The following is a 24,345-nucleotide window of genomic DNA, read 5'->3' on the forward strand; positions in this document are numbered from 1 at the left end:
TATTTCCATGCGCGTCGGAGTACTGACCGGAGGCGGCGACTGCCCCGGACTCAACGCCGTCATCCGGGGCATCGTCCGCAAGGGCGTCCAGGAGTTCGGCTACGGCTTCGTCGGCTACCGGGACGGCTGGCGAGGCCCGCTCGAAGGCGACACCGTCCGTCTCGACATCCCCGCCGTGCGCGGCATCCTGCCCCGCGGCGGCACCATCCTCGGCTCCTCCCGCACCAATCCGCTGAAGCTGGAGAACGGCATCGGCCGGATCAAGGCCAACCTCGCCGCGCAGGAGGTCGACGCGCTCATCGTGATCGGCGGCGAGGACACCCTCGGGGTGGCCGCGCGGCTCTCGGACGAGTACGGCGTGCCGTGCGTCGGCGTACCGAAGACCATCGACAACGACCTGTCCGCCACCGACTACACCTTCGGCTTCGACACCGCCGTCGGCATCGCCACCGAGGCCATCGACCGGCTGCACACCACCGCCGAGTCGCACATGCGGGTCCTGGTCTGCGAGGTCATGGGCCGCCACGCCGGCTGGATCGCCATCCACTCCGGGCTCGCGGGCGGCGCGAACGTCATCCTCATCCCCGAGCAGCGCTTCGACGTGGACCAGGTGTGCGGCTGGATCACGTCCCGCTTCAAGGCGTCGTACGCCCCGATCGTGGTCGTCGCGGAGGGGGCCATGCCCAAGGACGGCGAGGTCGTGCTGAAGGACGGGACCCTCGACTCCTTCGGGCACGTCCGGCTGTCCGGGGTCGGCGAGTGGCTGGCCAAGGAGATCGAGAAGCGGACCGGCAAGGAGGCCCGCACCACCGTCCTCGGCCACATCCAGCGCGGCGGCACCCCCAGCGCCTTCGACCGCTGGCTCGCCACCCGCTTCGGCCTGCACGCCATCGAGGCCGTCCGCGACGGCGACTTCGGCAAGATGGTCGCCCTGCGCGGCACGGACATCGTCCGCGTGCCGATCGCGGAGGCCACGGCCCGGCTCAAGACGGTCGACCCGAAGCTGTACGAGGAGGTCGGGGTCTTCTTCGGCTGAACCGGCCGAACCGGCGCTGGTGGGTTGTCGGCCGTATATTCGGCCCATAACCCACCAGAACGGGAGCACTCGTGGAGATCCTCGCCTTCGGTGTCCAGGCCGACGAGAAGCCGCTGATCGAGAGCGCGTTCGCCGGCCACCACGAGGTCCGCTGTCTGAGCGTCTTCCTCGACGAGGACACCGCCCCCATCGCCACGGGCCACGAGATCATCTCCACCAGCGTCAACGCCGACCTGAACCCCCGCGTCCTGCAGACCCTCGCGGCCGGCGGCACCCAGCTCGTCGCCCAGCGCTCCACCGGCTTCAACAACATCGACCTCGACGTCGCCGAGCGTCTCGGCATGACGATCGCCCGCGTCTCGTCCTACTCGCCGCACTCCGTCGCCGAGTTCGCCTGGACCCTCGCGATGGCGGTCAACCGCCGTATCGTCCGCGCGGCGACCCGCACCCGCGACTTCGACTTCCGCCTCGACGGCCTGATGGGCCGCGACCTGCGCGGCCGTACCGTCGGAGTGCTCGGAACCGGCAAGATCGGCGAGGCGTTCACCCGGATCGCCCACGGCTTCGGGATGCGGCTGCTCGGCTGGGACGTCGCCGAGAACCCGGCCTGCGTGGAACTCGGCATGACCTACGTCCCCAAGGACCAGCTCCTCGCCGAGTCCGACCTGGTCACCCTGCACGTCCCGCTGCTGCCGGCGACGCGGCGGCTCATCGACGCCGACGCCCTGAAGGTGATGAAGGACGACGCGATCCTCATCAACTCCAGCCGCGGCGGCCTGATCGACACCGCGGCCCTCGTCGCCGAACTGCGCGAGGGCCGCTTCACGGGCGTCGGCCTCGACGTCTACGAGGCGGAGGCGGGCCTGTTCTTCCTCGACAAGTCCCTGGAGGCCGTCGACGACGACACCCTGGCCCGCCTGGTCACCTTCCCGAACGTCCTGGTCACGTCCCACCAGGCGTACTACACCGAGGACGCCGTCGGCCAGATCATCGACGCCACCGTGCGGAACGTCCTCGACTACACGGCCGGCCGCCGCTCCGAGAACGTGCTCGTCCCGCGCAGCTGACCCACCAACTCCCGTACGACAGCGGCCCCGTCGAGCGTCAGCACGGACTCGGGGTGGAACTGCACCCCGGCGAACCCCGGCCCCCGCAGCGCGTGCAGCTCCCCCTGCTCGCTCCGGCTCAACTCCACACCATGGGCGGCCAGTTCGGCGGCGGCCTCGTCGTCGCAGCGCGCCACGAAGCTGTTGTAGAAGCCGACGGTCTCCTCCCGCCCGAACAGCTCGATCACCGTCTGCGCCCCCTGGTACGGAACCTCCTTCCGTACGATGTCCAGGCCCAGCTCCGCCGCGATCAACTCGTGCCCGAGGCACACGCCGAGGACACCGTGCCGGTTGTCCCGGAGGACCTCGGCGGTCAGCTCCCGCAGGAACAGCATCTTCGGGTCGGCCGTGTCGGAGGGGTCACCGGGGCCCGGCCCCAGCACCACCGGCCCCTCGTGCGCGAGCACCGCCTCCCGCAGCCCTTCCTCGTCGTACCGCCGCACGGTCACCTCGAGGCCGCTCGACCGCAGCACGTGCGCGAGCATCGCCGTGAAGGTGTCCTCCCCGTCGACGACCAGCGCGTGCCCGGTCAGCTCCTCGGACCGCTCCTGCATCCGCAGCCAGAAGGGCGCCAGCGAGGTGCGGCGCCCGTCGAGCGCGGCCCGCACACGGGGGTCGTCGGCCAGCCGGGGGCGCGTGCTCTCGTCCCGCGGCCGGGACGGCCGTACGCCCAGAGCCGCGAGCACTCCCGCCGCCTTCGCGTGGGTCTCCGCGACCTCGCCCGCCGGGTCGGAGCCACGGACGAGGGTCGCGCCGACCGGCACCCGCAGCCGGCCGGCCGGGTCGATGTCGGCGGTGCGGATGAGGATGGGGGAGTCGAGGGTCTGGGCGCCGCCGGAGTCGCGGCCGAGCAGGGCGAGGGCGCCGGCGTAGTAGCCGCGCCCGACACCGTCCCGCCCGAGGGGCTCATACCGCTCGATGACCCGGCAGGCGTTCTGCACGGGCGAGCCGGTGACGGTCGCCGCGAACATCGTCTCCTTCAGGACCTCGCGCACATCCAGCGAGGACCTGCCGCGCAACTCGTACTCGGTGTGCGCGAGATGGGCCATCTCCTTCAGCCGGGGCCCGACCACGACCCCGCCCATGTCGCCGACCGTGCACATCATCTTGAGCTCCTCGTCGACGACCATCGACAGCTCCTCGATCTCCTTGCCGTCGGCGAGGAAGGCGAGCAGGTGCTCGGGGGTGGGGCCTTCGGCGGGATAGCGGTACGTCCCGCTGATCGGGTTCATGACGACCGTCCCGCCGGACATCCGGACGTGCACTTCAGGGCTCGCGCCCACGAGCGTGCGCTCACCCGTGTGCACGACGAATGTCCAGTACGCGCCCCGCTCGCCCACCAGCAGCCGCCGGAACAACGCCAGCGCGTCCGCCCTGCCGTACCCCGGGATCTCGCCCTCGTACGTCCGCCGGATGACGAAGTTGGCGCCCTCGCCGCGCCCGATCTCCTCCCGCAGCACCCGCCCGACGATCTCGCCGTACGCCTCGTCGTCCACGTCGAAGCCACCGCCCTCGACCCGGACGTCGTGCGCGGGGAGCTGCTCCAGGGCGTCGGCGAGCGGGATCCCGTACGACTCCTCGGGGGTGAGGAAGGACAGCGGGGTGCCGTCGTCGCGGACGTCGAAGCCGCGCTCGCGGATCTGGCGGAAGGGGATCAGGGCCAGGCCCTCGGCGGGGAGGTCGGCGAGGCGGTCGTAGGAGGCGACCGGGCCGGTCATGACCTCGATCACGTCGTGGTCGTGGCCCGGGGTGCGCCGGCGCAGCAGGGCGAACGGGCGGTCGTCGGTCAGCAGTTGTGTCAGGTCCATGGTTCCTCTGCCATCGGTGGGTGAGGAACGGCCCCGGAAACGCCGAAGGCCGCCCTCGGGCGGCCTTCGCGGAGTACTGGGAGTACGCGCAGTCAGTGGGCCGCCGGATGAGCGGTCCACCACCAGTTCTGGATCGTGTGCTGGGTCGAGTGCGCGAACATGCGAGGCACCCTACCCCACGCACAAGTGAGCATTGGGGCGTCTCACCTGTCGAGCCGCGGGAAAACGACTCGACACGACCCCGTAATGTTGAGGGCGTGACCGTGAACGCTAAGACCAGCGCCAGCGCTGGCAACACCTGGCGAGACCTGCCCGCGGCGCAGCAGCCCGAGTACCCCGACACCGAGGCTCTGCGCGCAGTGATCGCGGACCTCGAGTCGTATCCGCCGCTCGTCTTCGCGGGCGAGTGCGACCAGCTGCGCGCCCGGTTGGCGGCCGTCGCCAAGGGAGAGGCGTTCCTCCTCCAGGGCGGCGACTGCGCCGAGGCCTTCGACGCGGTGTCCGCCGACCACATCCGCAACAAGCTGAAGACCCTGCTCCAGATGGGCGCCGTGCTCACGTACGCCGCCTCGGTGCCGGTCGTGAAGGTCGGCCGTATCGCCGGCCAGTACTCCAAGCCGCGCTCGAAGGGCACCGAGACCCGTAACGGCGTGACACTGCCGACGTACCGCGGTGACTCGGTCAACGGCTTCGCCTTCGACGAGAAGTCCCGCATCCCGGACCCCGAGCGCCTGAAGCGGATGTACAACGCGTCCGCCTCCACGCTCAACCTGGTCCGCGCCTTCACCACCGGCGGCTACGCCGACCTGCGCCAGGTGCACGCCTGGAACCAGGACTTCGTGAAGTCGTCCCCGTCCGGCCAGCGCTACGAGCAGCTCGCGCGCGAGATCGACAGCGCGCTGAACTTCATGCGGGCCTGCGGGACGGACCCGGAGGAGTTCAAGACCGTCGAGTTCTACTCCTCGCACGAGGCGCTGCTGCTGGACTACGAGTCGGCCCTCACCCGCGTCGACTCGCGCACCGGCAGGCTCTACGACGTCTCGGCGCACATGGTGTGGATCGGCGAGCGCACCCGTCAACTGGACGGCGCGCACATCGAGTTCGCCTCCCAGATCCGCAACCCGATCGGCATCAAGCTCGGCCCGACGACGACCGCCGAGGACGCGCTCCAGTACATCGAGCGCCTCGACCCGGACCGTGAGCCCGGCCGGCTGACCTTCATCGTGCGGATGGGCGCGGACAAGGTCCGCGACAAGCTGCCCGAGCTGGTCGAGAAGGTCACCGCGTCCGGCGCGACCGTCGCCTGGATCACCGACCCGATGCACGGCAACACGTACGAGGCGGCCTCCGGTCACAAGACCCGCCGCTTCGACGACGTGCTCGACGAGGTGAAGGGCTTCTTCGAGGTCCACAAGGGCCTCGGCACCCACCCGGGCGGCATCCACGTGGAGCTCACGGGTGACGATGTCACCGAGTGCGTGGGCGGCGGCGACGAGATCTTCGTCGACGACCTCCACCAGCGCTACGAGACGGCCTGCGACCCGCGCCTCAACCGCAGCCAGTCCCTTGACCTGGCCTTCCTCGTCGCCGAGATGTACAGGGACCAGTAGCAGATCAGTATCGGGTTCACCTGTTACAGCAGTGTGCCGTGGGGCGGGGATCACATACGATCCCCGCCCCACGGCACTTTTGCGGCACCTGCGCGGCGGGTAAGGTTAGGTTAGCCTCACCGATTGTCGGGATGGCGCGACTACTTCGATCCCCGCCCGGGAGGTGACCCGCGTGTACGTCTGCAACTGCTTCGGTGTGACCGAGGCGCAGGTCGCGAAGCACGCGGAGGGCGGTGCCTGCACCCCCCGGCAGATAGCCTCGGCCTGCAAGGCGGGCACCGACTGCGGGTCGTGCGTACGCCGTATCCAGGCACTGCTGGGCCGGGGTGCCTGCCCGCGCCGCGAGGCGGCGGACCAGGGCGAGCCGATCCTCGCCGAACTAGCCGGAGCCGGAATGGCCGGAGCCGGAATGGCCGAGCTGGAGGACGCGGCCTAGAGCCGGTCCGGTGGAGCGGTCCTAGCTGGGCTGCTCGATCTGCTGCGCGATGTAGAGCGCCTCGCCGAGCTGCTCGATCAGCTGGAGCTGGGTGTCCAGGTAGTCGATGTGGTGTTCCTCGTCCTCAAGGATGTCCTCGAAGATGTTCGCGGACGTGATGTCGCCCTTCGTGCGCATCACCTCGATCCCGCGCTTGAGGCGGTCGATCGCCTCGACCTCCACCTGCCGGTCCGCCTGGAACATCTCGGTGACCGTCTGGCCGACCCGGACGTGGAACAGCCGCTGGTAGTTCGGCAGACCGTCGAGCATCAGGATGCGCTCGGTGATCTTGTCCGCGTGCTTCATCTCGTCGATGGACTCTTCACGCGTGTACTTGGCGAGCTTGGTCCAGCCGTTGTTGTCCTGGATGCGGTAGTGCAGCCAGTACTGGTTGATCGCGGTCAGCTCACCGGTGAGCTGCTCGTTCAGGAATTCAAGGACCTCGGGGTCGCCCTGCATCGCAGAGGCTCCTTCCACAACGGGGGGAACTGGTGGGGTGCGCCGCATGATTGCACCGGCGCGAAGACGTCGTCCAGTAAGTGCATGCTTAGTAGGAGTTGCCCGAATCCGCCCAGAGCCGGTCATGTGCACCGCCCCCCGTCTGTCAGGATGGAGCCATGGGTCAGAGAGGGGTCGAACAGTCCGAGCTGCCGCCCGGCCAGCGACTTCAGCGCGGCTGGCCGGTCACGCACTACGGCCCGGTACCCAAGTTCCGCCCCGAGCGCTGGGAGTTCAGGGTCTTCGGCGCCACCGCCGACGGCGGCAAGCACTGCTGGAACCACGACGAGTTCACGGCTTTGCCCTACGACTCGGTCGTGGCCGATCTGCACTGCGTCACGAAGTTCAGCATGCTCGGCGCCGAATGGGGCGGCATCCCCGCCCGCACGATCCTGGACACCGCCCCGCCCGCACCGGCCGTCACCCATGTCATGGTCTGGGCCGAGTACGGCTTCAGCGCCAATCTGCGACTGGCCGATTTCGCGTCCGACGCCACCCTGTTCGCCACTCACAAGGACGGCGAACTCCTCACCGCGGAACACGGCTTCCCGCTCCGCCTGGTCGTCCCCCATCTGTACGCCTGGAAGGGCCCGAAGTGGGTCCGGGGCGTCGAGTACATGACGGCGGACCGGCGGGGGTTCTGGGAGGAACGCGGGTATCACAACGTGGGCGATCCCTGGCGGGAGCAGCGGTACTCGTACCAGGAAGGGCCTGGTGAGGGGCCCGAGCTGTAGGACCCCGCAGTGTCGCCGACCCTTCGGGGCTACGCGTCCCTGAGCTTCTTCAGCCGCTCCACGTCCGCCGCGTGCCCTTCCTTGCCGCCGGGCGTCTCGATGATCAGGGGTACGCCCGCGGTCGCTGGGTGGGTCATCAGCGCGCGGAACGGGTCCTCGCCGATATGGCCGGACCCGATGTTCTCGTGCCGGTCCTTGTGGGCGCCGACGACATCCTTGGAGTCGTTGGCATGGATCAGTTTCAGCCGTCCCTCGCCCACCGTGTCCACCAGCAGATCGAGGGTCTGGTGCATACCGCTCGGGCCCGTCAGATCGTGCCCGGCGGCGAAGATGTGGCACGTGTCCAGGCACACGCCCAGCTTCGGATGGGCGTCCAGCGCCTCGAAGTACGGCCCGAAGTCCCAGGTCCGCGAGCACAGCGAGGAACCCTGGCCGGCCGTCGACTCCAGCAGCAGGAACGGATCGTCGTCGTGGGTCAACTCGTCCAGCAGCGGCAGCAGATACTCCCGCACCTGGGCCAGCGCCACCGCCCGCTCCCGCCCACCTGTCGCACTCCCGGTGTGCACGACCACCCCGAGCGCGCCGATCTCCCGTCCCCGCCGCAGCGAGTGCCGTAGCGACTCGACGGACTTCTCCACGGTGGCTTCGGTGTGCGAGCCGAAGTTGATCAGGTACGGGGCGTGCACGTACGCCGGGATCGACTCGGCCTCGCAGACCGCGCGGAACTCCTCGTCCTGGCGCGGGTTCCCGACCGGTGTGGCCCAGCCGCGCGGGTTGGCGACGAAGACCTGCACGGTCTCGGCGGCCAGCTCACGGGCGTAGGACAGGCCCACGGAGTGCAGACCGCCGGCGACCGGGACATGGCCGCCGACGGGGTTGCGGGACGGCATGCGGGACGGGGCGTCGGAAGGGAACGCGGGGGTGCTGGAGGGGGACTCGCTGCTCACCCGTCCAGGGTGTCACGCGCGCGTGCCGCCCCCGTCACCGGATCTCGATCGTGATCGTCGACCCCTTGGGGGCCTGCTCGCCCGCGTCCACGGACTGGTTCTTCACGGTGTCGCCGAACAGGCCGAGCAGACCGCGGTCCTCCTTGACCTTGAAGCCGGACTCCTCCAGGAGCCTCGTCGCCGCGTCGACAGTCGCGCCGACCACGCTCGGGACCTCGACCAGCTCCGGGCCCTTGGACACCGTGAGCGTCACCGTGTCGCCCTCGGCGGCCTGGCTGTCGCCGGCCGGGGTCTGCTCGGCGACCTGGCCCGCGTCGTACTCCGAGGTGACCTGGGTGGCGGACACCGTCACCTTGAGACCGGCCTCCTGGAGGTCCGCCTTCGCGTCGTCCAGGTCCTCACCGGTGACGTCGGGCACGTCGACCGCGCTGCCCTTGCTGACGGTCAGGGCTATCGCGGAGCCCGAGTGGCGCGTGGTGCCCGCCTCGGGGTCCGTGCTGATCACGGAGCCCTTGGGGACGTCGTCGCTGAACTCCTTGGTGACCATGCCGGCCGCCAGCCCGTCCGTCTTGAGCAGGGCCTGCGCCTTGCCCAGGGCGAGGCCCGTCACATCGGGGACCTTCACGGTCTCCGGGCCGTCCGAGATGGTCAGGGCCACGGAGTCGTTGTTCCGGATACGGGCGCCGGACACCGGGTCCGTGCTGATGACCGTGCCGCGCTTCACGGTGTCGCTGTAGGCGTGGTCGACCTTCTTGACGTCGAGACCGGCGTCGTCCAGCCGCTCCTTCGCCTGGGCCTCGGTCTTCGCCAGCAGCAGCGGGACCTCGGTGAACTGGCCGGAGTTGATGTACCAGACGCCCGTCCCGACCCCGATGATCAGCAGCAGTGCGGCGACGACCGCCAGCAGCCCGCGCCGGGGCCGCCGCGCCTCGCGTCGCCGGGGCGGCGCCAGTGGCGGCCCGCTCTCGAACCGGCTGGTCCGGTTGAACGGGTCACCGGGCCCGTCGTCCTCGTTGACGGGCAGCGGACGCGGCACGGTGAGCGAGCGCGGGATCACACTCGTACGGTTCTCCGCGTTGGGATGCTCCGAGGTCAGCGCCTGCGGCGGCACGGCGTCCAACTGCTCGTCGCTCAGTCGGGCCCGTGCCTCGCGGACCGTCCCGAACAGCGCGACCGCGTCGTAGGGCCGCAGATCGGGGGTGCGCGCGGTGGCCGTGGCGACCAGCTCGTCCAGCTCGTACGCCAGCCCCGGCACGAGCGCCGAGGGCGGCGGGACGTCCTCGTGGATGTGCTTGTAGAGCACGATCGCGGCGGAGTCCCCGTCGTGCGGCTTCTGGCCGGTGAGCATCTCGTAGAGGACGACACCGCACGCGTACACGTCGACCCGGGGGTCGGCGGTGCTGCCCTCGATCTGCTCCGGCGCGAGATACGACACCGTGCCGAGCACGGCCCCCGTGGTGCTGGTATGCGTGTCCACGGACCTGACAAGACCGAAGTCGGCGACCTTGACCCGGCCGTCGTCCCCTATGAGCACGTTCTCCGGCTTCATGTCCCGGTGCACGAACCCGGCCCGGTGCGCGGCGCCCAGCGCGGCCAGCACCGGCTCCAGGATGTCCAGCGCGGCCCGCGGCTGCAGCGCCCCGCGCTCGCGCAGCACGTCCCGCAGGGTGCAGCCGGCGACGTACTCCATCGCCAGATAGACGTACGACCGGTCGGCGCCCTGGTCGAAGACCTGCACCACGTTCGGATGCGCGAGGCGCGCCACGGACTTGGCCTCGCGGATGAACCGGTCCACGAAGTGCGCGTCGGCCGCCAGCGTCGGGTGCATCACCTTGAGCGCGAGAACCCGGTCCAGGCGGGTGTCCACGGCCCGGTAGACCGTGGCCATCCCGCCGACGGCGATCCGCGCGTCGACGCGATAGCGGCCGTCGAGCACTTGCCCGACGAGAGGGTCATGAAGGGTCGTATCCACGCAGGTGAGTGTACGAGCCGAGGCTGACAGCACGGTCTTTTCGGCCAGAATCGGGCCGGTACTGAAGCCGACCTGTGACGGATCGCACGCTGGGGAGAGGGCGTTCAGAAGGCCGGGCGTTCCGGGTCCAGCCGTGCCAGTCCCGCTGTCGGGGAGGACGCCTCGGCGAAATACCGACGGGGGATACGCCCCGCCCGGAACGCCAACCGGCCCGCCTCCACAGCCGCCCGCATGCCGGAGGCCATCAGCACCGGCTCCCGCGCCCGCGTCACCGCCGACGCGAGCATCACCCCCGCACACCCCAACTCCATCGCGAACGCCGCGTCGGACGCCGTACCGGCCCCCGCGTCCAGAATCACCGGCACGCGCGCGTGCTCCACGATCAACTGGAAGTTGTGCGGATTGCGGATCCCGAGCCCGGACCCGATCGGCGACCCCAGCGGCATGATCGCCGCACACCCGACGTCCTCCAGCTTCCGCGCCAGCACCGGATCGTCGTTCGTGTACGGCAGCACCGTGAACCCGTCGTCGACCAGCGTCTCGGCGGCGTCGAGCAGCTCGATGGGATCGGGGAGCAACGTGCGCTCGTCGGCGATCACCTCAAGTTTGACCAGTGCCGTCCCGAGCGCCTCCCGCGCGAGCCGGGCCGTCAGCACGGCCTCGCCCGCCGTGAAGCAGCCCGCGGTGTTCGGCAGCACGCGGATACCGAGCCGTTCCAGCACGGACAGCACCGAACCGTGCACGGAGGCGTCGACGCGCCGCATCGCGACCGTCGTCAGCTCCGTACCGGAGGCCACCAGCGCGCGCTCCAGGACGTCGAGGCTGGGCGCACCCCCGGTGCCCATGATCAGTCGGGACGTGAAGGGCGTGCCACCGAGGACGAACGGATCGTCGGCCATGGGTCAGCCTCCTTGGACGGCGGTGAGGACCTCGACGCGGTCTCCCTCGGAGAGGGCGGTCGAGGGCCACTCCGCGCGCGGGACGACGGTTTCGTTGAGGGCGGCGGCCACGCCTGAGGGCGACGGGGTCAGGGTCCGCACGAGGGCGTCGAGCGCCGTGCCGGGATCGATCATCCGGGACTCCCCGTTGACGGAGACGTTCATGCGGACAACTCCGTGAGAGCGAATCGCTTCGGTGTGAACGGGCGTGCCTCGTCCGGGAGTTCACCGGTGGCCAGCGCTTGCGCGAGGGCGTCACCGGTGACCGGTGTGAGCAGCACGCCGTTGCGGTAGTGCCCGGTCGCCAGCAGCAGCCCCGGCAGGGCGGTCGGGCCGAGCAGCGGCGCGTTGTCGGGGGACCCGGGGCGCAGTCCGGCCCGGGTCTCGGTGAGCGGCAGTTCGGTGATCCCGGGCACCAACTCGTGGGCGTCGCGCAGCAGTTCGTAGACGCCGCCCGCGGTCACCGTGGTGTCCCAGCCCAGCTCCTCGCTGGTGGCGCCGACGACCAGCTCGCCGTTCTCGCGCGGCACGAGATAGACGTGGCTGCCGCGCACCACGGCCCGCACGGTCCGGCTCAGGAAGGGCGCGTGGCGCTCCGGCACGGTCAGCCGCAGCACCTGCCCCTTGACGGGCCGTACGGGCGGCAGGGCGTCGTCAGGGACCCCTGCCAGCCGCCCGCTGAGGCTGCCGCCCGCGAGCACCACCTGGTCCGCGCCCAGCGTCTCGCCCTCGCGCGTGACGACCCCGGCGGCCCGCTCCCGTACGACGGTCAGCCGCTCGGCCCACGTCCGGTGGAGGACGACCCCGGCGCGCTCGCAGGCGGCCACCAGCGCGCGTGCCAGCCGCCGAGGGTCGACCTGGTGGTCCCCGTCGACCCGGAGCCCGCCACGCACCCCCGGCGCGAGCATCGGCTCCAGGCGCCGGCACTCGCGTCCGGACAGCCACTCGGAGTCCAGCCCCGACTGGTGCTGGAGGGCGTGCAGTTCACGGAGGTGGGCGCGGTCGTCGGCGTCCAGGGCGACGGCGAGGGTGCCGCAGCGGCGGTAGCCGAGGTCCAGGCCGGTGAGGTCGGTCAGCTCGGCCGCGAAGTCCGGGTAGCGGCGCGCCGAGGCGAGGTTGAGGGCGAGCAGGGTCTGCTCGCCGTAGTGCAGTTCGGTGACGGCGGCCAGCATGCCGGCGGCCACCTGGGCGGCCCCGCCACCCGGCTCGGGGTCCACCAGAGCCGTCGCGAACCCGCGCTGGGCCGCGCGCCAGGCCGTGACCAGGCCGATGATCCCGCCCCCGACGACGAGGACGTCTGACGTACGTGTAGGCATGGGCGTCCAGCCCCTCCCTTCGCCGGCATGACCCGGATCAGGTTCCTACGGTCGGAGGCCGCCAGCCTCCCTCTCAGCCCGGTGCGTCCGGACTCCCGCGAGTGCTTGTACGTTGGCCACCCTAGCCCGTACCCCATGTCCCAGTAAGGGAGCCTCCGTCCATGGCCCGCTCGCTCGACGGTCTCGTCCTCGCCCCGGTCGAGGATCAGGCGCCGGGGCAGGTCGGCACCCGCACCCGGTTCGCGTACCACGAGCGGGACGGCGAGATCTGGGCCGAGTACACGGGCGGCGACGTCGTCCGCGGACATCTCGTCGGCACGCGCGCGGGGGACCGACTCGACTTCCGGTACGTGCAGTTGAAGACCGACGGGACGACGTCCGGCGGGCACTGCGTGTCCGACGTGGTCGAGCTGCCCGACGGCCGCGTGCGCCTGGAGGAGACCTGGGAGTGGGAGTCCCAGGCGGGCAGCGGGACGAGTGTTGTGGAACAGGTCACTGACCGCGCCCCCTGACTGACGATTTGTCAGGTGTCTATGGTGATCGGATGAGCGAGCAGACACGGGGACAGGGCGCGGGGACGGGACGGCGCGTGGTCGTCGTGGGCGCGGGCATGGCCGGGGTGCAGACCGCGGTCGCCCTGCGCGAACAGGGCTTCACCGGCACCGTCACGCTGATCGGCGCGGAACCCCATCAGCCCTACGACCGGCCCCCGCTGTCCAAGGCCGTCCTGCTCGGCAAGGCCGAGGGCTCCGCCTTCGACGTCGACTTCGAGGCGCTCGGCATCGAGGTCCAACTCGGGCGCGAGGTGGTGGGCGTGCGCCCCGCCGACCACGAACTGGACACCGCCGAGGGCCCGGTGCCCTACGACGTCCTCGTGCTCGCGACCGGCGCCGAACCGATCCGGCTGCCGGGCGCCGACGGCATCCCCGGGGTGCATCTGCTGCGCACCCTGGACGACGCCGAGCGGCTGCGGCCGGTGCTCACCAGGCAGCACGACATCGTGGTCGTCGGCGCGGGCTGGATCGGCGCCGAGTTCACCTCGGCCGCGCGCGAGGCGGGCTGCGCGGTGACCGTCGTGGAAGCCGCGGACCGGCCGCTCGCGGGTGCGCTGCCCGCAGAGGTGGCCGCCCCGATGGCCGCCTGGTACGCCGCAGCCGGAGCCACGCTGCGCACCCACGCACGCGTGGCGCACGTCGAACCCGGCGAGGTGGTCCTCGACGACGGCACCCGGCTGCCCGCGGGCGCCGTCGTGGTCGGCATCGGCGCCCGCCCCGCCACCGCCTGGCTGGCGGGCTCCGGCATCGAACTGGGCGCGCACCGCGAGGTCCTCGCCGACGACGGGCTGCGCACCTCGGTGCCGGACGTGTACGCGGTCGGCGACTGCGCCTCCTTCCCTTCGGGAAGGTACGGCGAGCGCCTTCTGGTCCACCACTGGGACAACGCCCTCCAGGGCCCGCGCACGGTCGCCGCGAACATCGTGGGGGAGACCCCGGCGGTCTACGACCCGGTGCCGTACTTCTGGTCGGAGCAGTTCGGCCGTTTCGTCCAGTACGCCGGCCATCACGGGTCCGCCGACACCACCCTGTGGCGCGGTGACCCGGCCACCCCGGCGTGGAGCGTCTGCTGGCTGCGCGAGGACCGTCTGGTGGCCCTCCTGGCGGTCGGCCGCCCCCGTGACCTGGCCCAGGGCCGCCGCCTGATCGAGTCGGCGACCCGGATGAATCCCGTATTGCTTGCGGACCCTTCTCTGCCGATGAAGGCGGCTATCGCCTAGTTCGTACCCCCGGGTCGGACCGGCCCGACTTCCGACTGTCAGTCCGGGATGGCACGCTGTTTACGTGACCGAGATTGACGCAAAGATCGATGCTCTCGTCCCCGCCTGGCTCACGCTGCCCGACATCGCAGAAGTGCTCGATATCGAGGTGACACGCGTGCGGCAGCTGGTCAAGGAGGGCCAAGTCATCGCCGTACGCCGTGGTGAGAACCGCGCACTGCACGTCCCCGCCGCCTTCATCGACGGGGCCGAGCAGAAGGTCGTCAAGGGCCTCACGGGGACCCTGACGCTCCTGCGGGACGACGGCTTCTCCGACGAAGAGATGCTCGAATGGCTCTTCACCCCCGACCCCAGCCTGCCCGGCACCCCCGCGCAGGCCCTGAGCGAGAATCGCGGCACGGAGGTGAAGCGCCGCGCCCAGGCGCTCGCCGTCTGACCCGCACGACCGACCGGTGTTCGGGCCGCGGCGACGTTCGTCCGCGGCCCGAACACGGCATCACGACGCCATGACAACGGGGGACACACGCATGCCCGACACCACCACCACCACCACCGCGGCCGCCGCCGCGCGCGCCGAACTCGCCGACGCCCGGGTCTACCTCTGCACGGATGCCCGCAGACGCCAGGGCGACCTCGCGGAGTTCCTGGACGCGGTCCTGGCCGGCGGGGTCGACATCGTGCAGCTGCGCGACAAGGGCATGGAGGCCGCCGAGGAACTGGAGCACCTCCGGGTGTTCGCCGACGCCTGCGCCCGGCACGGCAGGCTCCTCGCGGTCAACGACCGCGCGGACGTGGCCCACGCCGCCGACGCCGACGTACTGCACCTGGGCCAGGGCGACCTCCCGGTCCCCGCCGCCCGCGCGATCCTCGGCGACGACATCCTCATCGGCCGCTCCACGCACGCCGAGCACGAGGCCGCCGCGGCCGCCGTCCAGGAGGGCGTGGACTATTTCTGCACGGGCCCGTGCTGGCCCACCCCCACCAAGCCCGGCCGGCACGCCCCCGGCCTCGACCTGGTCCGGTACACGGCCGCCCTGGGCACCGACCGCCCCTGGTTCGCCATCGGCGGCATCGACCTCGGCAACCTCGACGAGGTGCTCGAAGCGGGCGCCCGCCGGGTCGTCGTCGTACGGGCGATCACGGAGGCCGACGACCCGGGCGCGGCGGCGGCGGAGTTCGCCAAGCGGCTGCGGCAGGCCTGAGGGGCGTACGGCTGGAGCCCGATGGTCCTGCGGCTGGGGCGTGACGGTCATACGGCTGGAGCCTGACGGTCGTACGGTTGGAGCTTCGCCGTCCGATGGGTGGACAAGAGGGCGACAAAACAGGCAAATTCCCCGTTCCGGTTGGGTCACCGCCACGCCCTGACTAACCTGCGGGTATGGCCTTCGGAACCGCATCCACCAGGACTGATCGCGCACGCACCGTGCGCGACATGCTCGCGACCGGCAAGGGGACCTACTCGTTCGAGTTCTCCGCGCCGAAAACCCCGAAGGGCGAGCGGAACCTGTGGAGCGCGTTGCGGCGGGTCGAGGCGGTCGCCCCCGACTTCGTCTCCGTGACGTACGGCGCCGGCGGCTCGACCCGCGCGGGCACCGTCAGGGAGACCGAGCAGATCGTCGCCGACACCACGCTCACCCCGGTCGCCCACCTCACCGCGGTCGACCACTCCGTCGCCGAACTGCGCAACATCATCGGCCAGTACGCCGACGCCGGGATCCGCAACATCCTCGCGGTGCGCGGCGACCCGCCCGGCGACCCCATGGCCGACTGGGTGGCGCACCCCCAGGGGCTGACGTACGCGGCCGAACTGGTCCGGCTCATCAAGGAGTCGGGCGATTTCTGCGTCGGCGTCGCCGCCTTCCCGGAGATGCACCCGCGCTCCCCGGACTGGGACACGGACGTCGCGCACTTCGTCGACAAGTGCCGGGCCGGCGCCGACTACGCGATCACGCAAATGTTCTTCGAACCCGAGTCGTACCTGCGGTTGCGCGACCGTGTCGAGGCCGCTGGCTGCGCGACCCCGGTCATCCCCGAGGTCATGCCGGTGACCAGCGTCCGGATGCTGGAGCGGTTGCCGCAGCTCAGCAACGCCGACATCCCGGCCGCTCTGAAAGAGCGAATCCTCACAGCCAAAGACGATGCGGCCGCTGTACGCTCGATCGGAATCGACTTCGCCACGGAGTTCTGCGCCCGGCTGCTGGCCGAGGGAGTGCCAGGACTGCACTTCATCACGCTGAACAACTCCACGGCGACGCTGGAAATCTACGAGAACCTGGGCCTGCACCACCCACCGCGGGCCTAGACCGGCCGCCCGGACATACGACACACTGCGTAGCGGCCACTGGGAGAGGGGCGTACATGGGCTGGACGGTCCTCTACATCGCGTTCGGCATCGTCGCACTGTGGTTGCTCGGTGAGGTGTTGCTGCAGTACAAGGCGAGGCTGCGCTGGCGGCTGCTCGCTTTCGGCGGCTTCCTGGGCGTCGTGCTCGGGGTGCTGATCCCCAACGTCGCCGTGATCGCCCTGGGCGCGGTGGCCTTCGCCGTCGGCCAGACCTACGTCACGCTGTCGTTCCGCCGCGGCTTCGAAGCCGGCTGGGCGGTCTCCGGCCGGCCGGGCGCGGGCGGCACCAAGCGCCGCCGCGGCGAGCCGGACGAGCAGGACCCGAGCCTGGACGCCTCCGGCCTCCAAGGGGCGGAGAGCGGCTTCCAGGAGTACGGCCAGAACAAGTCGGCCTTCGGCCAGGACGACGACTTCGACCGCGACGACGTGTTCACCCCGAACCGCCCCCTCACCCCCACGGCCGCCGAGTCCACCTCGGTCTACGAGCCGCAGCCCCTCCCGGACGACACCGGTTCCTACGGCGTCTACAGCGCCGCCGCGTTCGCGAACGCCACCGACCCCGACTACGCGGGCACGGACCAGGCCTACGCGGCAGCGGCCGCCGGCCAGACCCAGGACCAGTCCTACGGCTACGACGCCAACTACGCGGGCTACGACCAGCAGCAGTACGGCTACGACACGACCGGCCAGCAGCAGTACGCGGCCTACTCCGACCCGTACATCGGCACGCAGACCTACGGCGGCACCGGCTACGACACGGGCTACGACGGCCAGCAGCAGTACCCCCAGCAGGGCTACACCCAGGACCAGTACGGCAACACCGGTTACGGCGGCGAGACCCCGGCCGGCGGGGTGTGGGTCCCGCAGCAGCGCAACGACGAGACCTACGGCGGCGAGGTCCCGCCGGAGCAGCAGCAGTACCCGTACGACGGCAACGCCCAGAACGGCCAGCAGCAGCCGCAGCAGAACACCGGCTACGACGAGCAGTACCGTTTCTGAAGCCTACTGAGACCCTCTGAACTGCGGTCCCTCCACGATCAGTCCGGCGACCAGCGCCCCCGACATTCCGGCGTGCGGAAGCCCGCCGCCGGGGTGCGACCAGCCGCCGACCCGGTAGAGCCCGGGCAGGCGGGTGGTGTTCGCCGGGTGCAGGAATCGGCCCCGGTCGGCGGCGAGCGAGGGAGCGGGTACGGCTCCGGAGCGGGCGCCGGTCTCGCTCCCCGTGTCCCCGGGTGTGCGCACCTCGTGCCACAACAGGCGCTCCCGCAGCGCCGGTACGGCCCGTCCGGCGGCTTCGAGGAGGAAGTCCGTGTACCGCCGGACCGTGCCCTCGTCGTCCCAGTCGGCCTCGCCCGACAGTACGGCGGACACCACCGCCGACTCGTGCTCGTCGTCCGGCCGCAGCGCGGGGTCGTCGGGGCGCAGCACCGTCACCGTGGGACAGCGGGGCTCGTCGCCGCCGGGGGAGGCCAGGAAGTCCAACTCGGCCTCGCGGTCCGGCGCGTGGACCACCGTCCGGTGGACGGCTCCGGCCTCGCGCGGGCCGCGCAGCGCCAGCAGGAGCGTGAACCGCACCGGCCGGGGCGCGGCCGGATCGGCCCGCACATCGCCGTCCTCGTCCAGCGGACGGTCCGTCAGCGCCCGCAGCCGCGCGGGGTCCACGTCGGCGACGACATGGTCCGCGTCGACCACCGAGCCGTCGGCCAGCTCAACTCCCGCCGCCCGCCCGTCCTTCTCCAGGACCCGGGCGACCTCGGCCCCGAAGACGAACTCGACCCTTCTCGCCACGCACCGCTCGTACACCGCGCGCGCCAACTCCCGCATGCCGCCCCGGACATACCAGGTGCCGAAGGCATGCTCCATGTACGGCAGCACGGCCGCGCTCGCCGGAGCCGTCCGGGGTTCGAGGCCGTACGCGAGCGCGTGGCTCTCCAGGAGGGCCGTCAGGCGCTCGTCGCGCAGTTCCCAGGCGCCGATCTCGGCGAGGGTGCTCGCCCGGCGGGTGCGCAGCAGTCTCTTGTGCGGGACCGCCGGATACGGTTCCTGGTCGGCCAGCACCGACCAGTTGGGCCACAGGGGCTCCTCCAGGAGGGGCCTGCGGGTGCGGTCCCAGGCCTCGCGGGCCCGGATCAGGAAGTCGCCCCAGCGCTGCCCCGCGCCGCCGCCCAGTGCCTCGTCCAGGGCCGTGACGACACCCGCGCGGGAGGCGTTCGGCAACGACGCCGCCGTGCCGTCCGCGAAGACGTGCCGGGAGGACGGGTCGACCTGGACCAGCTCGACCAGGTCCTCCAGCGGCTCCTTGCCGGTCTTGATGAACAGGTCGCGGAAGACCGCGGGCACGGGCAGCAGTCCGGGGCCGGTGTCGAAGGCGAACCCGTCCCGCTCGAAGCGGCGCACCGCACCGCCGTACGTCTCCGTACGCTCGTACACCACCACCCGGTGGCCCGCGACGGCCAGCCGGGCAGCGGCCGCCATCGCGCCCATGCCGGCGCCGATCACCGCAATCCGTGCCATGCCCGCGACTTTATCGGCCGCCACCGACAATCCGGCCACGGGCTGTCACCAGGGCGGTGGGTCCGGTGGCCGGCCGGGTGGGGAGCCCACCTGCGCGGCCAGCCGTTTCTCCTCCCGGCGCTGGGCCCGGCGGCGCAGGAAGCGCCGGATCCGCGAGATCAGGAAGAACAGGACGGTGAGTCCGGCCGCCAGCAGCACGGCCGCGATGATCGCCGCCGCCTGGGGATGGAACATCGCGAACGAGACGATCCCGCCGACCCCGAGATCCTCCGCGAAGCTCATGATCACGTTGCTGAACGGCTCGGGCGAGGTGTTGATCGCCATCCGCGTCCCGGCCTTGACGGTATGGCTGGCCAGCGCCGTCGAACCGCCGATCAGTCCCGCCGCCACGTCGTTCAGCGAACCGCTGTGGCCCGCGAGGACCGCGCCGACCCAGGCTCCGGCGGCCGGCCGGATCACCGTGTGCACGGAGTCCCACACGGAGTCGACGTAGGGGATCTTGTCGGCGACGGCCTCGCACAGGAACAGCACGGCCGCCGCGATGAGGACCTCAGGGCGTTGCAGCGTCTCGGGGACGGCGTCGCTCACCCCGGTCGCGCCGAAGACGCCGAGCAGCAGCACCACCGCGTAGGCGTTGATGCCGCTGGCCCAGCCGCTGGTGAAGACCAGGGGGAGTACGGACACGGAGGCGATAGTAACCACTCGGCAACGAGGCGGCCTGGGCCTGAGTGCGTACGGCTGAGTATCCGTACCTAGGGAGTGAGATGAGTACGCGCGCGGATGGGGTGCGACCTGCGCGAACGAGAGAGTGGGGACACGGAAAGGGGCGCGGCTCCGGTACCGCCGACACGGGGCGGCGGAACGGGGCCCGCGCCCTTGGCCGCTGCTTCCGCCGGAACGTCGGCGGAAGCGAGGCACGGGGGAACCCAGGGGGACCGACCGACGGGGGTTTCAACAGGGGGAACGTACGGGGGAAGCACAAGGAGGCGCCGGTTCGAGGTGGCCCGCGGGGGACGCGGCCACATCGGACCGGCGCTTCTGCGCGTGCGCTCAGTGCCCCCCGCTGACCCGCCCCTGGAGCAGCCGGGACAGCGCCGAGTGGACGTCGTCCAGGGAGCGCTCCGGCTGGAACGACTGCCAGTCCAGGGCGGCCACCAGGACCATCCCGACCAGCGCGGCCGCGGTCAGCCGGACATCGATCTCAGGGCTGAACTCGCCGTTCGCCACGCCCGCGTGCAGCACGTCCTCGATGGCCGCGTTCACCTGCTGGCGCACCACCATGAGCGTGGGCTGCCAGGAGCGGTTGGTGCGCCACAGCTCGGCCACGTAGAGCTGGGTGAAGGACGGGTAGCGGGCGATGAAGCCGAGGCCCGCGCGGATCATCGCGTCCAGGGCGTCCACCTTGCTGCCGCCGTCCCGCGCGGTCTGCTCGGCCGCCTCCCTCAGCGAGGCGGTGAGGAGGCCCACTCCGTGCCGCAGCAGCTCCTCGAAGAGGACGGACTTGCTGGCGAAGTTGTAGTAGACGGTGCCCTTCGCGACCCCGGCACGCTCCGCGATCTCGTCCACCGTGGTGGCCGAGAAGCCCTGTTCGGCGATGAGCGTGACGGCCGCCTCGTAGAGCTTCTGCCGGGTGGCCTCGCGGCGCGTGCTGCCGCCCGACGGGGTGCTGCTGCTTTCCATGGGCCTGATTGTCACAGGCCCGGCTCCGGCGCCGGGCACGGGTGCCGGGGTCCTGGGCGGGGTCACAGGGTCAGCTCCGGGTGCAGCCGGTCCAGGGTCCACACCTGGCGGCGGCGCGCGGACAGCGCGGTCAGCGCGAGGGCGCCCGCGGTGAAGGCGGTGAGCACCACGCACGCGTGCCACACCGGTTCGAGACCACCGCCCGTGATGAGCCTCCGTAGGGCCTCGACTATGTAACTCATCGGCAAGAAGGGGTGGATCGCGTTGAAGAAGCCCGGGCTGGTCTGCACCGGATAGGTGCCGCCCGCCGACGTCAACTGGAGCATCAGCAGGGCGAGTACGAGGATCCGGCCCGCCGCCCCGAAGCGTGCGTTCAGCCACTGCACGATCGCCGCGAAGCACGCCGTCACCAGGAACAGGAAGCCGATCGCGCCGGCCGCCCGCGCCATCTCCAGGCCGATCGCCCAGTGCAGTACGGCCATCAGGGCCACCGTCTGGAGCACCCCGACCGCGACCACCGGCAGCCAGCCCGCGAGCGCGATCCGCCAGGCCGAGGCACCTGCGGCGAGCGCGCGCCGGTTCATGGGCGCGATCAGCATGTAGGCCACCATCGCGCCCACCCACAGGGACAGCGGGATGAAGTACGGGGCGAATCCGGTGCCGTAGTTGGGCGCCTTGTGCAGGTCCTGGGAGGCCAGTTGGACCGGGTCGGCCATGACGCCGGTGCGCCGGTCGCGGTCCTGCTTGTCGTAGTCCGGGATCTGCGCGGCGCCGTCGTGCAGTCCGCCGGCCAGCTTCCCGGAGCCGTCGACGAGCTTGTACAGGCCGCCGCTCAGATCCACGGCGCCCGTCTTCAGCCTGCCGACACCCGTGTCCAGAGTGGCAGCGCCCGTCTTGGCGGTGCCGAGCCCGGTGTGAAGGGTCTTGGCGCCCGCGGCGACCTTCCCGGCACCGGCGTTCAGCTTGTTGATTTCGGCCACCGCGTCGTCGAGGTCCTCGGAGAGGTGCGGTGCGCGGTCGGCGAGCGCCTGGGCCTGCGTCTGGAGCGTGCCGAGGCCGGCGTCGAGCTTCTTCAGGTCGCCGTTCTGATCGACGACCAGGCTGTTCACGTCGTCGGCCACCTTTGCCACATCGGAGGCGGCCTGCACGGCCTTCTTCAGGTCGGGACAGGCGGCGTCCTCCAGGACGGCGGTTTCGCAGCGCGCCCTGTAGACGTCGTCCAGGGTGTCCGAAGCCGCGTGCGCGCCCTTGGCGGCGATCGGGGCCGTCTTCACCAGGGTGCCCAGGTTGGCGCGGATCGTCTTCGCCGAGTCGGCCACCAATTGGGCCGTGTCCCCGATGGTCTTCTCGTTGTCCTCAAGGAAGGGCCCCACCTTGTCCGCGACCCCGTTGACGGTGTCGGCGAGGGTCTGCGTCCCGGCCGCCACCTGCCGCGAGCCGTCCTCCAGGTCACCGGCGCCCGAGTCGAGCCTCTTCAGGCCCTTGGAGAGCGTGCCGCTGCCCTCCTTGGCGTCCTTCAGGCCGTCGGCGAGATCCTTGGAGCCCTCCTCGGCCGTACCGATGCCGCCCTTGAGCCGGTCGGCGCCGTCGGCCGCCTTCACGGTCTCGCCGTGGATGTCGGAGAACGACACGAAGATCCGGTCCAGGAAGGACCGCGAGGCCTTCGTGGACGCGGCCGACCGCACCTCGCTGAACACCGTCCGGGAGATCTGCCCGACGATGTAGTTGTTCGCGTCGTTCGTCCGCACCTGGAGCGCGCCCGTCTCCGGGGAGTCGCCCGCGCTGGAGGTGACGCGCTCACTGAAGTCGGCCGGCATCGTCAACGACAAGTAGTACGTGCCGTCCTCGACGCCCTTCCGCGCGCTGGCCGCACTCACCTCGTGCCACGCGAACGTCCCGCTGTCGCGCAGCCCCCGGGTGATGTCGTCGCCCGCCGTGACCCTCTTCCCGTCGGCACTCGCCCCCTTGTCGTCGTTGACGAGCGCCACAGGGATGCGGCCCAGGCGGCCGTACGGGTCCCAGAAGGACCACAGGTACAGGGCGCCGTACAGCAGCGGCAGCAGCAGGAGGGCGACGAGCGCGGCGCGCGGCAGCTTGCCCCTGCCGAAGCGCCGTAGCTCAAGCGCGGCCAGTCGTGGCGCGTGCATCGGCCTTCTCCGTTCCCTCGGTTCCTTCGGTGGACACCGCCACGACGGTCGTTCCGGAATCCGCGAGGGACCTCAACAGGCCCCAGATCTCGGCCCGTTCGGCATCCGAGAGCTTGAGATCCACGTCGTCCACACCGAGCAGCGCCGGGCGCCCGATGAGCGCCAGCGCGATGGACAGCCGCACCTCCTGCGGCCGTTCCAGATCCCGTACTGCCGTCCGGGCGCCCTTGGGCAGCTCCGCGAGGTCGAGACCGGCTGCGGTCAGCGCCCGCTCGATCCGCAGCCCCGCCTCGACCGCCCGCTCCGATCGCGGACGTAGCAGCCCCCGTACGGAGTCCCCGAACCGCCTTTGCAGCAGCGCCCGTTCGCGCAGATGCTCGCCGACGGTGAGCGCCGGTTCGAGGTCGGTGACCCCGGCGACATGGGCGAGCGCGCTGACCCGCCGGACGGCCGCCGACTGCTTCGGCAGCGTGAACCCGCCCACGGAGGCGGTCCCTTCGGACGCCTTCATCCGCCCGGTGAGCGCGAGCAGCAGGCTCGTACGCCCGGACCCGGACGGTCCTTCCACGGCGATCAGCGAGCCGGGCCCGGCGTCCAGGGAGATTCCCCGGAACGCCCAGCCGCGCGGCCCCCTCAGCCCGAAGTCCTCGGTGGTGACACCGACCCCACCCACGGTTCCCCAATCCCTGCCCGCACATCGAAATTTTGCACTGACCAGTCAGTGCAAAACTAACGCGAACCTTCGATCGAAGCAAAAGCGCAGGTCAGAACGGATTGTCAGTGCCATACCTCACGATGGGCACATACGGCACTACCTGACTGGGCGTGCCGTCACACGACGACAGGAGGTTCGTCATGGCCCACCCGTCCGCAGCCGCCGCCCGCCGGCGCCGCGCCGCCGGCCCTGCCCCCTCACTGACCGGCCCGGCGAGCGATGTGCACCCCGTGCTCCGCCGGGCCACGGCCCCGCCCGCCGCCCTCGACCTCCTGGCCCAGGCCCGCGCGGGACTGGACGAGGCAGCCGTTCTCGAGACGTCGAACGAGCGCTACGCGACAGCCCACTTGGCAGCTCTGCGCACCGCCGCCGCGGTACTCGCCGCGCGGGTCCAGCCGGAGCCCACGGGCCGACGCCGGGGCCGCATCCGCAGCGCCTGGGAAGTGCTCCCCGAGATAGCACCCGAACTCACCGAGTGGAGCGCCCTGTTCGCCTCCGGAGCCCGGCGCCGGGCCCGGGCCGAGGCGGGCATCCAGGGCGCGGCGACCCGCCGGGACGCCGACGACCTCATACGCGACGTGGCGATGTTCCTGCGCCTGGTCGAGCGGATGCTCGTCCTCCAGCCGGTCCTGCCCCAGCCGCGCCAGGACCCGGAGCGGCCGGAGGACCGCGCGGGATGAACCCCGGTGAGGCGGAGCGACCCGAAGGGCCGCGGGGCTGTGTCGATATGCG

The 24,345-nt window shown here is 71.2% G+C and carries 25 protein-coding genes and 1 riboswitch; of the genes, 12 read left to right on the forward strand and 13 right to left on the reverse strand.

Going from position 1 to position 24,345, the window contains the following annotated elements; all coding sequences use genetic code 11:
- The first annotated feature begins 7 nt into the window (after positions 1–7).
- Positions 8–1,036, forward strand: a complete 1,029-nt coding sequence (locus ACIRRY_RS10410; RefSeq protein ID WP_403970277.1) for a 6-phosphofructokinase — start codon at positions 8–10, stop codon at positions 1,034–1,036.
- Positions 1,037–1,107: 71 nt separating this feature from the next.
- A complete protein-coding gene (locus ACIRRY_RS10415) occupies positions 1,108–2,103 on the forward strand; it encodes a 2-hydroxyacid dehydrogenase (RefSeq protein WP_403970280.1) in 996 nt (331 codons plus the stop codon).
- Here ACIRRY_RS10415 and ACIRRY_RS10420 read toward each other — a convergent pair.
- Both ACIRRY_RS10420 and ACIRRY_RS10425 read right to left on the reverse strand, forming a co-directional pair.
- Positions 2,055–3,950 (reverse strand): anthranilate synthase family protein, encoded by a 1,896-nt coding sequence (locus ACIRRY_RS10420; protein ID WP_403970283.1) that lies wholly within the window; start codon positions 3,948–3,950, stop codon positions 2,055–2,057. The genes ACIRRY_RS10415 and ACIRRY_RS10420 overlap by 49 nt on opposite strands.
- Positions 3,951–4,042: 92 nt before the next feature.
- A complete protein-coding gene (locus ACIRRY_RS10425; protein ID WP_403970286.1) occupies positions 4,043–4,144 on the reverse strand; it encodes a trp operon leader peptide in 102 nt (33 codons plus the stop codon).
- A 63-nt stretch (positions 4,145–4,207) separates the two neighbouring features.
- Here ACIRRY_RS10425 and ACIRRY_RS10430 point away from each other — a divergent pair, with 63 nt between their 5' ends.
- On the forward strand, positions 4,208–5,560 hold the full coding sequence (locus ACIRRY_RS10430; protein WP_317770918.1) for a class II 3-deoxy-7-phosphoheptulonate synthase: 1,353 nt from the start codon (positions 4,208–4,210) through the stop codon (positions 5,558–5,560).
- Positions 5,561–5,732: 172 nt separating this feature from the next.
- Positions 5,733–5,996 carry a bacterioferritin-associated ferredoxin gene (locus tag ACIRRY_RS10435; RefSeq protein WP_403970289.1) on the forward strand — a complete coding sequence of 88 codons (264 nt, stop codon included), beginning with the start codon at positions 5,733–5,735 and terminating at the stop codon, positions 5,994–5,996.
- A 21-nt stretch (positions 5,997–6,017) separates the two neighbouring features.
- On the opposite strand, the gene bfr is transcribed toward ACIRRY_RS10435, so the two are convergent.
- The gene (gene bfr, locus ACIRRY_RS10440) at positions 6,018–6,494 is read right to left on the reverse strand and encodes a bacterioferritin (protein ID WP_019062355.1); all 477 of its coding nucleotides are present in this window, start codon (positions 6,492–6,494) and stop codon (positions 6,018–6,020) included.
- A 158-nt stretch (positions 6,495–6,652) separates the two neighbouring features.
- Here bfr and ACIRRY_RS10445 point away from each other — a divergent pair, with 158 nt between their 5' ends.
- Positions 6,653–7,267 carry a sulfite oxidase-like oxidoreductase gene (locus ACIRRY_RS10445; protein WP_403970292.1) on the forward strand — a complete coding sequence of 205 codons (615 nt, stop codon included), beginning with the start codon at positions 6,653–6,655 and terminating at the stop codon, positions 7,265–7,267.
- A gap of 29 nt (positions 7,268–7,296) precedes the next feature.
- Here the strand turns inward: ACIRRY_RS10445 and ACIRRY_RS10450 are convergent, their stop codons facing one another.
- The 5 genes from ACIRRY_RS10450 to thiO form a co-directional block, all read right to left on the reverse strand.
- On the reverse strand, positions 7,297–8,157 hold the full coding sequence (locus tag ACIRRY_RS10450; RefSeq protein ID WP_403970885.1) for a deoxyribonuclease IV: 861 nt from the start codon (positions 8,155–8,157) through the stop codon (positions 7,297–7,299).
- 91 nt (positions 8,158–8,248) lie between these two features.
- A complete protein-coding gene (gene pknB, locus ACIRRY_RS10455) occupies positions 8,249–10,186 on the reverse strand; it encodes a Stk1 family PASTA domain-containing Ser/Thr kinase (RefSeq protein ID WP_403970295.1) in 1,938 nt (645 codons plus the stop codon).
- 104 nt (positions 10,187–10,290) lie between these two features.
- Positions 10,291–11,085: a thiazole synthase gene (locus ACIRRY_RS10460; RefSeq protein ID WP_403970297.1), complete on the reverse strand. Its 795-nt coding sequence runs from the start codon at positions 11,083–11,085 to the stop codon at positions 10,291–10,293.
- Positions 11,086–11,088: 3 nt separating this feature from the next.
- The gene (gene thiS, locus ACIRRY_RS10465; protein WP_403970301.1) at positions 11,089–11,289 is read right to left on the reverse strand and encodes a sulfur carrier protein ThiS; all 201 of its coding nucleotides are present in this window, start codon (positions 11,287–11,289) and stop codon (positions 11,089–11,091) included.
- Positions 11,286–12,440: a glycine oxidase ThiO gene (gene thiO / locus ACIRRY_RS10470; RefSeq protein WP_403970304.1), complete on the reverse strand. Its 1,155-nt coding sequence runs from the start codon at positions 12,438–12,440 to the stop codon at positions 11,286–11,288. The genes thiS and thiO overlap by 4 nt, the downstream gene beginning before the upstream one ends.
- A riboswitch (TPP riboswitch) is annotated at positions 12,438–12,549 on the reverse strand. It overlaps the preceding gene by 3 nt.
- Before the next feature lie 52 nt (positions 12,550–12,601).
- On the opposite strand from thiO, the gene ACIRRY_RS10475 reads away from it, so the two are divergent.
- From ACIRRY_RS10475 to ACIRRY_RS10500, 6 genes are all read left to right on the forward strand, one after another.
- A complete protein-coding gene (locus tag ACIRRY_RS10475) occupies positions 12,602–12,952 on the forward strand; it encodes a hypothetical protein (RefSeq protein WP_403970306.1) in 351 nt (116 codons plus the stop codon).
- 32 nt (positions 12,953–12,984) lie between these two features.
- On the forward strand, positions 12,985–14,214 hold the full coding sequence (locus ACIRRY_RS10480) for an NAD(P)/FAD-dependent oxidoreductase (RefSeq protein ID WP_403970309.1): 1,230 nt from the start codon (positions 12,985–12,987) through the stop codon (positions 14,212–14,214).
- 64 nt (positions 14,215–14,278) lie between these two features.
- Complete coding sequence (locus tag ACIRRY_RS10485) at positions 14,279–14,650, forward strand: Rv2175c family DNA-binding protein (protein ID WP_403970312.1); 372 nt, start codon at positions 14,279–14,281, stop codon at positions 14,648–14,650.
- Positions 14,651–14,741: 91 nt separating this feature from the next.
- Complete coding sequence (gene thiE, locus ACIRRY_RS10490) at positions 14,742–15,416, forward strand: thiamine phosphate synthase (protein WP_403970315.1); 675 nt, start codon at positions 14,742–14,744, stop codon at positions 15,414–15,416.
- A gap of 176 nt (positions 15,417–15,592) precedes the next feature.
- Positions 15,593–16,516, forward strand: a complete 924-nt coding sequence (gene metF / locus ACIRRY_RS10495; protein WP_403970318.1) for a methylenetetrahydrofolate reductase [NAD(P)H] — start codon at positions 15,593–15,595, stop codon at positions 16,514–16,516.
- Positions 16,517–16,572: 56 nt separating this feature from the next.
- Positions 16,573–17,556, forward strand: a complete 984-nt coding sequence (locus ACIRRY_RS10500) for a hypothetical protein (RefSeq protein ID WP_403970321.1) — start codon at positions 16,573–16,575, stop codon at positions 17,554–17,556.
- 3 nt (positions 17,557–17,559) lie between these two features.
- Here ACIRRY_RS10500 and ACIRRY_RS10505 read toward each other — a convergent pair whose 3' ends face one another.
- The 5 genes from ACIRRY_RS10505 to ACIRRY_RS10525 form a co-directional block, all read right to left on the reverse strand.
- On the reverse strand, positions 17,560–19,071 hold the full coding sequence (locus tag ACIRRY_RS10505) for a phytoene desaturase family protein (protein ID WP_403970324.1): 1,512 nt from the start codon (positions 19,069–19,071) through the stop codon (positions 17,560–17,562).
- A 45-nt stretch (positions 19,072–19,116) separates the two neighbouring features.
- Entirely contained in the window at positions 19,117–19,755 is a 639-nt protein-coding gene (locus tag ACIRRY_RS10510; protein ID WP_403970326.1) for a DUF4126 domain-containing protein, read from the reverse strand.
- A 366-nt stretch (positions 19,756–20,121) separates the two neighbouring features.
- Positions 20,122–20,751, reverse strand: coding sequence for a TetR/AcrR family transcriptional regulator (locus ACIRRY_RS10515; RefSeq protein ID WP_403970328.1), 630 nt, complete (start codon positions 20,749–20,751; stop codon positions 20,122–20,124).
- Between the two features lie 62 nt (positions 20,752–20,813).
- Positions 20,814–22,898: a YhgE/Pip family protein gene (locus ACIRRY_RS10520; protein ID WP_403970331.1), complete on the reverse strand. Its 2,085-nt coding sequence runs from the start codon at positions 22,896–22,898 to the stop codon at positions 20,814–20,816.
- Positions 22,870–23,571, reverse strand: coding sequence for an ATP-binding cassette domain-containing protein (locus ACIRRY_RS10525; protein ID WP_403970334.1), 702 nt, complete (start codon positions 23,569–23,571; stop codon positions 22,870–22,872). Before ACIRRY_RS10525 ends, ACIRRY_RS10520 begins: the two co-directional genes overlap by 29 nt.
- 182 nt (positions 23,572–23,753) lie before the next feature.
- Here ACIRRY_RS10525 and ACIRRY_RS10530 point away from each other — a divergent pair, with 182 nt between their 5' ends.
- Positions 23,754–24,293: an SAV_6107 family HEPN domain-containing protein gene (locus ACIRRY_RS10530; RefSeq protein ID WP_403970336.1), complete on the forward strand. Its 540-nt coding sequence runs from the start codon at positions 23,754–23,756 to the stop codon at positions 24,291–24,293.
- Positions 24,294–24,345: the final 52 nt, after the last annotated feature.

This window comes from Streptomyces sp. NPDC101776 (genome assembly GCF_044766845.1).
In the GTDB taxonomy this organism is placed as follows: Bacteria; Actinomycetota; Actinomycetes; order Streptomycetales; family Streptomycetaceae; genus Streptomyces.

Bases quoted from the DNA above. Each gene is read 5' to 3' on its own strand.
- ACIRRY_RS10410 (WP_403970277.1), top strand. From the start codon at position 8: ATGCGCGTCGGAGTACTGACCGGAGGCGGCGACTGCCCCGGACTCAAC.
- ACIRRY_RS10420 (WP_403970283.1), bottom strand. From the start codon at position 3,950: ATGGACCTGACACAACTGCTGACCGACGACCGCCCGTTCGCCCTGCTG.
- ACIRRY_RS10425 (WP_403970286.1), bottom strand. From the start codon at position 4,144: ATGCTCACTTGTGCGTGGGGTAGGGTGCCTCGCATGTTCGCGCACTCG.
- bfr (WP_019062355.1), bottom strand. From the start codon at position 6,494: ATGCAGGGCGACCCCGAGGTCCTTGAATTCCTGAACGAGCAGCTCACC.
- ACIRRY_RS10445 (WP_403970292.1), top strand. From the start codon at position 6,653: ATGGGTCAGAGAGGGGTCGAACAGTCCGAGCTGCCGCCCGGCCAGCGA.
- ACIRRY_RS10450 (WP_403970885.1), bottom strand. From the start codon at position 8,157: ATGCCGTCCCGCAACCCCGTCGGCGGCCATGTCCCGGTCGCCGGCGGT.
- ACIRRY_RS10460 (WP_403970297.1), bottom strand. From the start codon at position 11,085: ATGGCCGACGATCCGTTCGTCCTCGGTGGCACGCCCTTCACGTCCCGA.
- thiS (WP_403970301.1), bottom strand. From the start codon at position 11,289: ATGAACGTCTCCGTCAACGGGGAGTCCCGGATGATCGATCCCGGCACG.
- thiO (WP_403970304.1), bottom strand. From the start codon at position 12,440: ATGCCTACACGTACGTCAGACGTCCTCGTCGTCGGGGGCGGGATCATC.
- ACIRRY_RS10475 (WP_403970306.1), top strand. From the start codon at position 12,602: ATGGCCCGCTCGCTCGACGGTCTCGTCCTCGCCCCGGTCGAGGATCAG.
- ACIRRY_RS10480 (WP_403970309.1), top strand. From the start codon at position 12,985: ATGAGCGAGCAGACACGGGGACAGGGCGCGGGGACGGGACGGCGCGTG.
- thiE (WP_403970315.1), top strand. From the start codon at position 14,742: ATGCCCGACACCACCACCACCACCACCGCGGCCGCCGCCGCGCGCGCC.
- metF (WP_403970318.1), top strand. From the start codon at position 15,593: ATGGCCTTCGGAACCGCATCCACCAGGACTGATCGCGCACGCACCGTG.
- ACIRRY_RS10500 (WP_403970321.1), top strand. From the start codon at position 16,573: ATGGGCTGGACGGTCCTCTACATCGCGTTCGGCATCGTCGCACTGTGG.
- ACIRRY_RS10505 (WP_403970324.1), bottom strand. From the start codon at position 19,071: ATGGCACGGATTGCGGTGATCGGCGCCGGCATGGGCGCGATGGCGGCC.
- ACIRRY_RS10515 (WP_403970328.1), bottom strand. From the start codon at position 20,751: ATGGAAAGCAGCAGCACCCCGTCGGGCGGCAGCACGCGCCGCGAGGCC.
- ACIRRY_RS10520 (WP_403970331.1), bottom strand. From the start codon at position 22,898: ATGCACGCGCCACGACTGGCCGCGCTTGAGCTACGGCGCTTCGGCAGG.
- ACIRRY_RS10530 (WP_403970336.1), top strand. From the start codon at position 23,754: ATGGCCCACCCGTCCGCAGCCGCCGCCCGCCGGCGCCGCGCCGCCGGC.